Source organism: Streptomyces sp. NPDC025806, from assembly GCF_055558275.1.
Genome location: NZ_JBVHMU010000004.1, coordinates 472,512 through 485,414 on the forward strand (window position 1 = coordinate 472,512; position 12,903 = coordinate 485,414).

Sequence of the window (12,903 nt, forward strand, 5' to 3'; positions counted from 1 at the left end):
GGACTACGGCCGCAGCGGGCGGCCCTGGGCGTCCGTCGTGTTGCTGCTGGCCAGCATGACGATGCCGTCGACGAAGCCCCACAGGCCGCCGATGCCGCAGCTGAGGACGCCGACGATCAGCTGGCCGACGGCGAGCCCGGTGTGCCCCGTGTAGAAGCGGCCGACGCCGAAGGTGCCGAGGAAGATGCCCAGCAGGCCGGCGGTGAGCTTCTGCTTGTCCGAGTACGGGCGGCCGTACGGGTCGTAGCCGTACGGGGCGGTCGGGTCGTACGCCGCCGGGACGCCGGGCTGCGGCTGGGCGTAGCCGCCGGCCGGGGCGGAGCCGGCGTACGGGTAGCCGTAGCCGGGCTGGCCCTGGGCGGCGCCGTAGCCGGGCTGCGCGCCCTGCTGCGGGTAGCCGTACGGGTTGTTCGGGTCCTGCGGGGGCTGCTGGCCGTACGGGTTGCTGTCGGACATCAGGGGCTCCTGCGGTCGGGATGTGCCTGTGCGGCCTTCGGGCCGTCGGGGACGAGCCGGAGGCCCCCGCGGCTCTGTCGACAGACTCCCGGGCTCCCCCAGCCACCCCCCATCCTGTCAGGAGGAGATAAAGGTGTGGAGCACGGGCGCCGGACCGGGGCGTAATGCAGCGCAATGGGGACGCTCGTGACCGGAACGTGGCACGCACAGTGATCTTCCGCTCACCCGGAGGCCGGGCGTCCGCTCGCCGGTCCGGGGGCAGGATCAAGAAGAGTCGGGTTACCGTTCCGAGTGGCTGCTGCGTGCTTTTCCCGTTTGACACACCGGCGGGAGGTACCGTCACACTCCGCAGCAGTGCCGCAGAAGCAGTGCGCCGCACACCGGACCCGACCGACCAGAACGGCCCGAACCGCCGACCGGAGAGAAGAGCGAAGTTGTCCCCGACCAGCGAGACCGCACAGGGCGGCCGCCGACTCGTCATCGTCGAGTCGCCCGCCAAGGCGAAGACGATCAAGGGCTACCTGGGCCCTGGATACGTCGTCGAAGCGAGCGTCGGGCACATCCGCGACCTGCCCAACGGCGCGGCGGAGGTCCCCGAGAAGTACACGGGCGAGGTCCGCCGCCTCGGCGTCGACGTGGAGCACGACTTCCAGCCCGTCTATGTCGTGAACAGCGACAAGAAGGCGCAGGTCAAGAAGCTCAAGGATCTCCTGAAGGACTCCGACGAGCTCTTCCTCGCCACCGATGAGGACCGCGAGGGCGAGGCCATCGCGTGGCACCTCCTGGAGGTCCTGAAGCCCAAGGTTCCCGTCCACCGGATGGTCTTCCACGAGATCACCAAGGACGCGATCCGCTCCGCCGTCGCCAACCCGCGCGAGCTCAACAAGCGCATGGTCGACGCCCAGGAGACCCGCCGCATCCTAGACCGCCTCTACGGCTACGAGGTCTCGCCGGTCCTGTGGAAGAAGGTCATGCCGCGCCTGTCGGCCGGCCGTGTCCAGTCCGTGGCCACCCGGCTCGTCGTCGAGCGGGAGCGCGAGCGCATCGCCTTCCGCTCCGCCGAGTACTGGGACCTGACCGGCACCTTCGCGACCGGCCGCGCCGGTGACCCGTCCGACCCGTCGTCGCTGGTCGCCCGCCTGAGCGCGGTCGACGGCAAGCGCATCGCCCAGGGCCGCGACTTCGACTCCCTCGGTCAGCTCAAGGCCGGCTCGGCGAACACGCTGCACCTGGACGAGGCGAACGCGCGAGCGCTCGCCGCCGCCCTGGAGAACACGTCGTTCGCGGTCCGCTCCGTCGAGTCCAAGCCGTACCGCCGCTCGCCGTACGCGCCGTTCCGCACCACGACGATGCAGCAGGAGGCCTCGCGCAAGCTGGGCTTCGGCGCCAAGGCGACCATGCAGGTGGCCCAGAAGCTGTACGAGAACGGCTTCATCACCTACATGCGTACGGACTCCACGACGCTGTCCGACACGGCGGTGACCGCGGCCCGCGCCCAGGTCACGCAGCTGTACGGGGCCGACTACCTGCCGGACAAGCCGCGCACCTACGCCGGCAAGGTCAAGAACGCGCAGGAGGCGCACGAGGCGATCCGCCCCTCCGGCGACCGCTTCCGCACGCCCGCCGAGACGGGTCTGACCGGCGACCAGTTCAAGCTGTACGAGCTCATCTGGAAGCGGACCGTCGCCTCCCAGATGAAGGACGCGGTCGGCAACAGCGTGACGGTGAAGATCGCCGGCACCTCCGCCGACGGCCGCGACGCCGAGTTCAGCGCGTCCGGCAAGACGATCACCTTCCACGGCTTCCTCAAGGCCTACGTCGAGGGCGCCGACGACCCGAACGCGGAGCTGGACGACCGCGAGCGGCGCCTGCCGCAGGTCACCGAGGGCGACGCGCTGTCCGCCGAGGAGCTCACGGTCGACGGCCACGCGACCAAGCCGCCGGCCCGCTACACCGAGGCCTCGCTGGTCAAGGAGCTGGAAGAGCGCGAGATCGGCCGCCCGTCGACGTACGCGTCGATCATCGGCACGATCCTCGACCGCGGCTACGTGTTCAAGAAGGGCACGGCGCTCGTCCCGTCCTTCCTGTCCTTCGCCGTGGTCAACCTGCTGGAGAAGCACTTCGGTCGGCTCGTCGACTACGACTTCACCGCCCGGATGGAGGACGACCTCGACCGCATCGCGCGGGGCGAGGCCCAGTCCGTGCCGTGGCTCAAGCGCTTCTACTTCGGCGAGGGCGACGACTCCGGCTCCGCGTCCGACGCGGGCAACGGGGACGGCGACCACCTCGGCGGCCTCAAGGAGCTCGTGACGGACCTGGGCGCCATCGACGCCCGCGAGGTCTCCTCCTTCCCGGTGGGCAGCGGGATCGTGCTGCGCGTCGGCCGCTACGGCCCGTACATCGAGCGCGGCGAGCGCGACCAGGAGGGCTACCAGAAGGCCGACGTCTCCGACGACCTCGCGCCCGACGAGCTCTCCGTCGAGTACGCGGAGGAGCTGCTCGCCAAGCCGAGCGGCGACTTCGAGCTCGGCACCGACCCCGTCTCCGGCCACCAGATCATCGCCCGGGACGGCCGCTACGGCCCCTACGTCACCGAGGTGCTCCCCGAGGGCACCCCGAAGACGGGGAAGAACGCGGTCAAGCCGCGCACGGCCTCCCTCTTCAAGTCGATGTCCATCGACACGGTCACCCTCGACGAGGCGCTCAAGCTGATGTCGCTGCCCCGCGTCGTCGGCACCGACGCCGAGGGCGTCGAGATCACCGCGCAGAACGGGCGGTACGGGCCGTACCTGAAGAAGGGCACGGACTCGCGCTCCCTGGAGACCGAGGACCAGCTCTTCGCCATCACGCTCGAAGAGGCCCTGGCGATCTACGCCCAGCCCAAGCAGCGTGGCCGCGCCGCCGCCAAGCCCCCGCTCAAGGAGCTCGGCGAGGACCCGGTCAGCGGCAAGCCCGTCGTCGTGAAGGACGGCCGCTTCGGGCCGTACGTCACCGACGGCGAGACCAACGCGACGCTGCGCGCGGCCGACTCCGTCGAGGACATCACGCCGGAGCGCGGCTACGAGCTGCTCGCCGAGAAGCGTGCCAAGGGCCCCGCCAAGAAGACGGCGAAGAAGGCCGCCGCCAAGAAGGCACCGGCCAAGAAGACCGCCGCCAAGAAGACGGCGGCGAAGAAGACGACGGCGGCGAAGAAGACCACCACCGCCAAGAAGGCGACCGCGGCGAAGAAGGCGGCGCCCGCGGAGTAGGTCTCCGTAGGGCGAGTCATCGCGAAAAGGGGTGCCCTGAGGCGCCCCTTTTCGCGTTCCCACCCGTGTCGTACCTGCTCCCGGGCATTTGTTCGGGCAGGGGCCATGGCTGTCGGCGCGTCCCGATAGGCTGGACGAATGACCCGTGCCGAGCAGCCAACGGCCCCCCACACGGCCCCCGACGACGCCCTGGTGGCGGATTCCCGCGAGCGTGCCGTGCGCGCTCTGCTCCGCGTACCGCAGCTGAAGAGGCTGTGGTCCGCCCAGCTCGTCGGCGGGGTCGGTGACGTACTCGGGCTGCTCGTGCTCGTGGTGCTCGCCCTGCAGGCGGCCATCGCCCAGGAGTCCTTCGGCGGCGGATACCGGGGCGTGGCCCTCGCCGTCGCCACCGTGTTCGGGGCGCGGATCCTGTCGACGCTGCTGTTCGGCGCCGTGCTCCTCGGCCCGCTCACCGCGCTGACCACGCCCGGCGGCCCGCTCGACCGGCGCTGGACCATGGTCGGCGCCGACGGACTGCGCGCCGCCCTGCTGATCGTCGCCCCTCTGTGGATCGACTGGACGCCGGACAACGCGCTGGCGCTGCTCCTCGTGACGGCCTTCGTCGCGGGCGTCGCCGAGCGGTTCTGGACCGTCGCCAAGGAGAGCGCGGCGCCCGCCCTGCTGCCCGCGCCGCCCCCGGAGGGCGCCGCGATCCGGCCGCTGCCCGACCACCTGGACGCCCTGCGCCGCCTCTCGCTGCGCACCACGTTCCTCGCGGTGCCGCTCGCGGCCGCCGCCCTCGTCCTCGTCTCGCTCGTGCAGAACCTGATCGGCGCCGGCGTCGACTGGTTCTCGCTGCACCAGGCCGCGCTCTCCTCCTACGTGGGCGCGGGCCTGTTCGCCGCCTCCCTGTCCGTCGTCTTCTTCCTGGAGCTGCCGGACACCCAGACCCCGCGCGCCCGCTCGCCGCTCGAAGGCCTGCGCCGGCCCAAGACCGCGGCCGGCGTCGACAAGGGCCGCACCGGCGCCATCCCGCTGCTCGTCCTCGCCTGCGCCGCGATCGCCGGCGCGATCTCCGCCGCCGTCGCCGTCTCCGTGCTGCACGCCAAGGACCTGGGCGGCGGCCCCGTCACCTTCGGGCTGCTCGTGCTCGGCCTGACCGGCGGCACCGCCATCGGCATCCGCAGCGCGCCCGCCGTGCTCCCGGCCCTGTCCCGGCGCCGGCTGCTCGCCCTCGTCATCGCGCTGACCGGGATCGCCCTGCTCGCCGCCGGCCTCATCCCGGACGTCACCACCGTCCTCCTCGTCGTCGCCCTCGCCGGCGTCACCGCGGGCGTCGCGGCCCACACCGGCCACACCCTGCTCGACCAGGAGACCGAGGAGTACCGCAGGTCCCGCACCACCGAGCACCTCCAGGCCGTCGTACGGGTCTCCGTCGCGCTCGGCGTGCTGTTCGCCCCGGTCCTCGCCGCGCTCATCGGCCCGCACCGCCTGGAGAACGGCAAGTTCGTCTTCGCGCACGGCGGCGCCGCGTTCACGCTGATGCTGGTCGGCGCGCTGCTGCTGCCCGTCGCCGCGCTCGTCCTCGCCAAGACCGACGACCGCAGCGGCGTCCCGCTCCGCCACGACCTGCGCGACGCCCTCCTCGGGGGGAACGATCCGGCGCAGGCTCCCGCCGCGACCGGCTTCTTCATCGCCCTGGAGGGCGGCGACGGCGCCGGCAAGTCCACCCAGGCCGAGGCGCTCGCCGAGTGGATCCGCGACAAGGGCCACGAGGTCGTCGTCACGCGCGAGCCCGGCGCGACCCCGGTCGGCAAGCGGCTGCGCTCGATCCTGCTCGACGTCTCCAGCGCCGGCCTGTCCCACCGCGCCGAGGCCCTCCTGTACGCGGCCGACCGCGCCGAGCACGTCGACACCGTCGTACGGCCCGCCCTGGAGCGCGGCGCCGTCGTCATCTCCGACCGCTACATCGACTCGTCCGTCGCCTACCAGGGCGCGGGCCGTGACCTGTCGCCCGTGGAGGTCGCCCGGATCAACCGCTGGGCCACCAGCGGACTCGTCCCGCACCTGACCGTGCTCCTCGACGTCGACCCGGAGGCCGCGCGCGAGCGGTTCACCGAGGCGCCGGACCGGCTCGAGTCGGAGCCGATGGAGTTCCACGCGCGCGTGCGCTCCGGCTTCCTCACGCTGGCCGCCGCCGACCCCGGGCGCTACCTGGTGGTCGACGCGGGCCAGGAGCCCGAGGGCGTCACCACCGTCATCCGGCACCGCCTCGACCAGCTGCTGCCCCTCTCCGAGGCCGAGATCAAGGCCCAGGAAGAGGCCCGCAGGGCCGCCGAGGAAGAGGCGCGCCGCAAGGCCGAGGAAGAGGCCGCGCGCAAGGCCGAGGAGGAGCGCCTGGAGCGCGAGCGCCAGGAGCAGCTCGCCAAGCTGCGCGCCGAGGAGGAGGAGCGCCAGCGCCGCGAGCTGGAGGAGGCGCAGCGCGTCGAGGCCGAGCGCCAGGCGGAGGCGGCCCGGCAGCGCGCCGAGGAGGCCCGCCGCAAGGCCGAGGAGGAGCAGGCCCGCCTGCTCGCCGAGGAGAAGGCACGCAAGGCCGAGGAGGAGCGCCGCCGCAAGGAGGCCGAGGAGGAGGCACGCCTCCGGGCCGAGGCCGAGGAGCGCCGCCTGGAGAAGCAGCGCAAGGCCGAGGAGGCGCTGCTGCGCGCGGAGGAGGCCCGCCGGCTCGCCGCGCAGGCCGCCCAGGCGGCCCAGCGCAGTGCGCACACGCCGACGACGAACCTGCGCAAGGTCGAGCTTCCGGAGTCCGGCCCCAAGGCGGCCCCGGCCGCTTCCCAGTCGCCTGCCGCGCCTGCCGCGCCGGATGTTCCTGACGTTCCTGATGTTCCGGACAACGAGACGACCGTCCCGACGCCGATCGTGCGGCCCGAGGCGGCCGGACCGGACGCCGAGGAGACCACGGTCATGCCGAAGCCGCCCGTGCGAGAGGCCGAGGAGACGGCGCAGCTGCCGCGCCCCGCGGCCGACGAGACGGCCGTGCTGCCGCAGGTCCAGGAGACCTCCGACCGGGTCCCGCCGGGCTACTTCCGTGACGAGCGGCCCGCCGCGCCGGAGCGGGAGAACGAGCGCACGGCCGAGCTGCCGCAGGTCGACGAGCAGGGCCGGCCGCGCCGCCCCCGCCCGGACTGGGCGGAGGAGACGCCGCTGGACGACCTGCCGTCCCTCGCGGACGAGCTGCTCGGGGGCCTGGACGACGAGCCCGAGGACGAGCGCGGGCGGCGCCGCCGTCGCTGAGACGGCGCTTCGTGTGAGGGGTGGGGCTCAGGTCCGCCTGAGTTCCACCCAGTCCACGGTGTCGCCGTCCAGCCGGTAGCGGTCGACCTCGATCGTGAAGCCGGTCCGTTCGGCGAAGCGCAGCCCCGCCGTGTTCGACGTCAGCACGACGGTCTCGACCGCCTCGGCGCCCAGCGCCCGCGCGGCGGCGAGCCCCCGCTCGTAGAGCACCGTGCCGAAGCCCTGGCCGCGGTGCTCGGGCAGCACGCGCGAGATCACGGTCGCGGCGCCGCCGTCGCGCGGCGGCCGGACGGTCGAGCAGCCGACGGGGGTGCCGTCGGGGGCGTACGCGAGCTCCAGGACGTTGCGCCCGGCCCGTTCGCGGACGTCGTCCAGGGAGAGCAGCGCCGAGGCGACGGGCACGACGGTGTTGTGGATGTGACGCCAGTCGGCCAGCGCCTGGGTGTCGTCGGGGCCGAGGGTCTCGACCCGCAGATGGCGCGGGCCGTGCGGACCAGGCGGCCCGTTCCGTAGATCGCTCATGGCCTCATCCCATCGCGCGGAGGGCCGGGTTGTCAGCCGGAATTCGGGGGCTGTCAGTCGCGCCCGGCACAATGGCGGGGAGGGCGAAGAAAGGGCGGTGGCGCATGACCGTGTGGGACGACCTGGTCGGTCAGGAGCGCGTGGCGGGGTCGCTGGACGCGGCCGCGCGGGACGCGGACGCCCTGGTGACGGCGGTGGCGCAGGGCACCGCGCCGCCCGCCGCGTCGAAGATGACCCACGCGTGGCTGTTCACGGGGCCGCCGGGCGCCGGGCGGGTCACGGCGGCGCGGGCGTTCGCCGCGGCGCTGCAGTGCGTGAGCCCCGACCGGGCGCTGGGCGGGGCGCCGGGCTGCGGATTCTGCGACGGCTGCCACACGGCGCTGCTCGGCACGCACGCGGACGTGTCGACGGTGGCCGCGGTCGGCACGCAGATCCTCGCCGACGACATGCGCGACACGGTCCGCAAGTCGTACACGTCGCCGGCCGGCGGCCGCTGGCAGGTGATCCTCGTCGAAGATGCCGAGCGGTTGAACGAGAAGTCGGCGAACGCGGTGCTGAAGGCCGTCGAGGAGCCCGCTCCCCGTACGGTCTGGCTGCTGTGCGCGCCCTCCGTGGAGGACGTGCTGCCCACGATCCGTTCCCGCTGCCGTCTGCTCACGCTGTCGACCCCGGCGGTCGACGCCGTCGCCGACATGCTCGTACGGCGCGACGGCATCGAGCCCGAGGTCGCCGCCACGGTCGCGCGCGCCACCCAGGGCCACATCGACCGGGCCCGGCGGCTGGCCACGGACCCGCGCGCGCGGGAGCGCAGGGCCGCCGTCCTGAAGGTGCCGCTGCGCGTCGCCGACGTGGGCGGCTGTCTCAAGGCGGCGCAGGAACTGGTCGACGCGGCGGCCGAGGACTCCAAGCAGTTGGCCGAGGAGGTCGACACGAAGGAGACCGAGGAGCTGAAGGCGGCGCTCGGCGCGCAGAGCGGCGGCCGTATGCCGCGCGGCACGGCCGGTGTGATGAAGGACCTGGAGGACAAGCAGAAGCGCCGCCGGACGCGTTCCCAGCGGGACAGTCTGGACCTGGCCCTCACCGAGCTGACCGGGGTGTACCGGGACGTGCTCGCGCTGCAGCTCGGCTCGCGGGTGGCGCTGGCGAACGTGGACGTCCAGGACACCCTGGAGCGGCTCGCGCGCGAGACCTCGCCGGAGTCGACGCTGCGGCGCATCGAGGCGATCGCGGCCTGCCGCGAGGCCCTCGACCGCAATGTCGCTCCGCTGCTGGCGGTAGAGGCGATGACGATGGCCCTGCGCTCGGGCTGATCGGGTCGGGGGGGGCTGGGGTCGGTTGGCGGGTGCGGGCCGGTGGGGCTTCTCGCGCAGTTCCCCGCGCCCCTGAAATGCAGCCCTTCGGGTCGCATTTCCCCGAGAAAGGTGCGGGGTGCCTGTGTCGGGGAAGGCGCGGCGAAGCCGCAGGCCTTCAGGGGCGCGGGGAACTGCGCGATCAGCCCCCGCCGGAGCCGCGGCCGAAATCGGGCAGGCCCGCTCAGGACCGCCGGGTACGTAAAGTGACGGCCGACGCGCGGAGCGTTACGCTCGCCGGATGCACTCCAGGCGCCTGACCCGACCCGCCCGCCGTCGACGATCCGCCCTGCTGGCCGCCGCCGCGGGCCTGCTGCTGACGGGCGTCACGGCCTGTTCGACGCAGCCCGCGGACTCCGCCGACGCCGCGCTCACCGCCCTGCCCCGGTCCACTCCGCAGAACCTGACCAGGTACTACGACCAGACCCTGAAGTGGCGCGAGTGCGGTGCCCCCGGGTTCGAGTGCGCCACGCTCAAGGCGCCGCTCGACTACGACAAGCCGGCCGCCGGGGACATCGACCTCGCGGTCTCCCGCAAGAAGGCCACCGGCCCCGGCAAGCGCCTCGGCTCCCTGCTGGTCAACCCGGGCGGCCCGGGCGGCTCGGCCGTCGGCTACCTCCAGTCGTACGCGGGCATCGGCTACCCCGAGCAGATCCGCGCCCGCTACGACATGGTCGCCGTCGACCCGCGCGGAGTCGCCCGCAGCGAGCCGGTGACCTGCCTTTCCGGGCGCGCCATGGACCGGTACACGCAGACCGACATCACGCCGGACGACGCGGCCGAGCGGACGGATCTGAGCAAGTCGTTCGAGGACTTCGCGCAGGGCTGCGAGACGCACGACCGGACCTCGCGGGAGGTGCTGCCGCACGTGTCGACCGTCGAGGCGGCGCGCGACATGGACCTCGTACGGGCGGCCGTCGGCGACGAGAAGCTGAACTACGTGGGCGCCTCCTACGGCACGTTCCTCGGCGCGACCTACGCGGGGCTCTACCCGGAGCGGGTGGGCCGCCTGGTGCTCGACGGCGCGATGGACCCGTCGCTGTCGGCGCGCGAGCTGAACATGCAGCAGACCGCCGGCTTCGAGACCGCGTTCCAGTCCTTCGCGAAGGACTGCGTCGGCCGCTCCGACTGCCCGCTCGGCAAGGGAACCCCGGCGCAGGCCGGCGAACGCCTGAAGAAGTTCTTCACGGACCTCGACGCGAAGCCGCTGGACGCGGGCGACCCCGACGGGCGCAAGCTCGGCGAGTCCCTCGCCACGACGGGCGTGATCGCCGCGATGTACGACGAGGGCGCCTGGCCCCAGCTGCGCGACGCGCTCACCGCGGCCCTCTCCAAGAAGGACGGCGCGGGCCTCCTCGCCCTCTCCGACAGCTACTACGAGCGCGACCCGGACGGCTCGTACACGAACCTGATGTTCGCGAACGCCGCCGTGAACTGCCTGGACGCACCCCCGGCGTTCGCCTCGCCCGCCGAGGTGGAGAAGTCCCTGCCCGACTTCGAGAAGGCGTCCCCGGTGTTCGGCGCGGGCCTCGCCTGGGCGTCGCTGAACTGCTCGTACTGGCCGGTGAAGCCGACCGGCACCCCGCAGCGCATCACCGCCGAGGGCGCCGCCCCGATCGTCGTGGTCGGCACCACCCGCGACCCCGCGACCCCCTACCCGTGGGCCAAGTCCCTCGCCGCCCAGCTCTCCTCGGGCCGCCTCCTCACCTACGACGGCGACGGCCACACCGCGTACGGCCGCGGCAGCGCCTGCATCGACGGAGCGATCGACCACTACCTTCTGACCGGCACCCCGCCGAAGGACGGAAAGCGCTGCTAGCGACCGCCCCGGCCCCCCGAAAAAGGGTGCGCGGAGCACGCCCGGGGACCGTGTAGGATTGGCGACGTTGCTGACGCACTCCGGTGCGCGCGGCGGCGCCGCCTTAGCTCAGATGGCCAGAGCAACGCACTCGTAATGCGTAGGTCTCGGGTTCGAATCCCGAAGGCGGCTCAGTTCAGAACCCTCGCTGACGCTGGTCAGCGGGGGTTCTGTCATTTCCGGCGGCGCAGCGCGCTTCAGGTCTTTGGCGACAGGCCGGCGGTCGCTGATGGCCGGCGGACCCCTACCTCACAGCGGGCGTGCCTGGGATGGCTGGAACTCAGCCCTCTGGCGTGGGCCTGAGCCAGAATGGCCAGGGCTCGGGCGCCCGTTCGGCGGGTGAGACAGCGGCGCCCGGCGCAGTTGCCGCTGCGGGGAGGACGTACGCGATGGAGAGTGCTGCTGGCCGTGCGGTGCCAGGGGCTCTGGAGAGGGCGCGCGTGGGCGACCCAGTTCTGGCCGGTGATCGCGTCCCCTATCTCGCCCGGCTCGACGAGAGATGCCGGAAGGCTCTGCTGGCGTCAGGAGTGGAGCTCCGCTACCCCGCTCGCACGGTCCTGCTGAACAAGGGTGAGCCCTCCTCGCACGTGCTGATGGTGCTTGACGGCTGGCTGAAGGTGACAGACGGCTCACCCAGCGGACATGAAGCGCTGCTTGCCTTGCGTGGGCCAGGGGACATCGTGGGGGAAAGCGCGGCATTGAGCGATGCGTCCAGATCCGCCTTCGTGACTGCCTTGGAGCCGGTCCAGGCTGTGGTCGTGGCAGCGGATCGCTTCAAGGCCTTCCTTGAGGAGCATCCCTCGGCAGCGCACCGACTCATGGCTGTGATCACCGACCGGATGCGCGCCGGTGACCGCAAACGCCTCGAACTCGGGGCCCTGGGGGTCAAGGAAAGGCTGGCACGGCTTCTGCTTGAACTCGCGGAGTGGCATGGCGAGCGAGTCCCGGAGGGCATTCGGGTTCGTGTACCCCTCACCCAGCAGGAGCTCGCCGGGTCGGTGGGCTCTTCGAGGGAGGCGGTCACCCGGCTCCTGCGTGATCTGCGGGAGCGCGGAATCGTGACGACGCACCGCCGATCTCTGGTGGTGGTGAGGCCGGAGGTGCTCCGGCGCATCGGTGGTTCTGGGTAATCCGTCACCTTCCGAGTGCGGCAATGGTCCTAGTAGCACGAGCTGCGCTGCTGAAGCCTGGATGACGGCACGGTCGGTAGGGGCACCATCGCCCGGACCGGCTTCGGCCGCATATCCGACTGCCGTCCATCTGACGCCAGGCCGTACGGTCCGGCGACCGCGCACCGAGGAGACGTGCCTTGGCGGAACCGAGCAACAAGACCATCCTGCTCATGGACATCGAAGGATCGGGAGGCCGTCTCGACAGTGAGCAGGCCGTGATCCGCCGCATGCTGTACGCGGTTCTGACGGAGACCATGGCGGCTGCCGGGGTCGAGCCGACCGAATATCGCAGTGAGGACCGGGGCGACGGGGTCTTTGTCCTGATCGATCCCACGGTGCCCAAACCCGCGGTGATCAGGGCTCTGCTGACCACCACCCCGATGCGACTGATCAGCAACAACCGACTGGCCGCAGCGGGTGCTCAGGTCCGGCTGCGCCTCGTCGTCCACACCGGGGAGGTGGCGCTGGACGAGTACGGGGCAGTGGGCGGCGATCTTGTCCACGCCTTCCGGCTGCTGGACTCGGAGGAACTGAAGGCCGCGCTGAAGACGACGCCGGAGCCCAGTGTTCTGTGTGTGTCGGAGGCGGTCCACCGGAGCGTGGTGCTCCAGGGCCACCACGGCATGAGGCCGGAGTACTTCCATCAGCTGACCACCGAGAGCAAAGAAGGCGTGACACTGGTGGGTTGGTACCACGATGCCGGGGCCCGGACCAGCGGTCCCGCCGATGCCGCCTCGCCCGCCGGTGCCGAGGCGAACGCGACTGTTCCCGACCAGGGCCCGCCGGCAGGCCGTGGTGCTGTACCCGCCATTCAGGCTCACACCGGGAACTTCTTCCTGGGGCAAACGCGCATCGAGGGGGACGCCGTGGCCGGTGACAAGTACGTCGGGGACGTACCGGCCGAGCGGGGTCGGCGTGGGCGATCCGGAGAGGCGAGCGCGTGAATCTCCGGGACGACGACCGCGGAAACAAGGGCACCCCCGAAGGGGATGGGCAGGCGGTGGACTCCGGAGACGCACCGGAAGCAG

8 protein-coding genes and 1 tRNA gene are annotated in these 12,903 nt (G+C 72.3%); 7 read left to right on the top strand and 2 right to left on the bottom strand.

The annotated features are described in order from the left end of the window. Positions 1-3 precede the first annotated feature (3 nt). Entirely contained in the window at positions 4-456 is a 453-nt protein-coding gene (locus tag ACZ4E1_RS12205) for a TM2 domain-containing protein (protein ID WP_467538345.1), read from the bottom strand. Positions 457-890: 434 nt separating this feature from the next. Here ACZ4E1_RS12205 and topA point away from each other — a divergent pair, with 434 nt between their 5' ends. Both topA and tmk read left to right on the top strand, forming a co-directional pair. Next, positions 891-3,704, top strand: coding sequence for a type I DNA topoisomerase (topA, locus tag ACZ4E1_RS12210; RefSeq protein WP_467538348.1), 2,814 nt, complete (start codon positions 891-893; stop codon positions 3,702-3,704). Between the two features lie 138 nt (positions 3,705-3,842). Next, the gene (gene tmk, locus ACZ4E1_RS12215) at positions 3,843-6,974 is read left to right on the top strand and encodes a dTMP kinase (RefSeq protein WP_467538350.1); all 3,132 of its coding nucleotides are present in this window, start codon (positions 3,843-3,845) and stop codon (positions 6,972-6,974) included. Between the two features lie 27 nt (positions 6,975-7,001). Here the strand turns inward: tmk and ACZ4E1_RS12220 are convergent, their stop codons facing one another. Beyond that, complete coding sequence (locus tag ACZ4E1_RS12220; protein ID WP_467538352.1) at positions 7,002-7,496, bottom strand: GNAT family N-acetyltransferase; 495 nt, start codon at positions 7,494-7,496, stop codon at positions 7,002-7,004. A 104-nt stretch (positions 7,497-7,600) separates the two neighbouring features. Here ACZ4E1_RS12220 and ACZ4E1_RS12225 point away from each other — a divergent pair, with 104 nt between their 5' ends. The 5 genes from ACZ4E1_RS12225 (at position 7,601) to ACZ4E1_RS12245 (ending at position 12,819) form a co-directional block, all read left to right on the top strand. Next, positions 7,601-8,806: a DNA polymerase III subunit delta' gene (locus tag ACZ4E1_RS12225; protein ID WP_467538354.1), complete on the top strand. Its 1,206-nt coding sequence runs from the start codon at positions 7,601-7,603 to the stop codon at positions 8,804-8,806. A gap of 280 nt (positions 8,807-9,086) precedes the next feature. After that, positions 9,087-10,664, top strand: coding sequence for an alpha/beta hydrolase (locus ACZ4E1_RS12230; RefSeq protein ID WP_467538357.1), 1,578 nt, complete (start codon positions 9,087-9,089; stop codon positions 10,662-10,664). Positions 10,665-10,761: 97 nt separating this feature from the next. Then, positions 10,762-10,835, top strand: a tRNA-Thr gene (locus ACZ4E1_RS12235). A gap of 257 nt (positions 10,836-11,092) precedes the next feature. Then, on the top strand, positions 11,093-11,833 hold the full coding sequence (locus ACZ4E1_RS12240; protein WP_467538359.1) for a Crp/Fnr family transcriptional regulator: 741 nt from the start codon (positions 11,093-11,095) through the stop codon (positions 11,831-11,833). A 179-nt stretch (positions 11,834-12,012) separates the two neighbouring features. Further along, entirely contained in the window at positions 12,013-12,819 is an 807-nt protein-coding gene (locus ACZ4E1_RS12245; RefSeq protein ID WP_467538361.1) for a nucleotidyl cyclase domain-containing protein, read from the top strand. Positions 12,820-12,903: the final 84 nt, after the last annotated feature.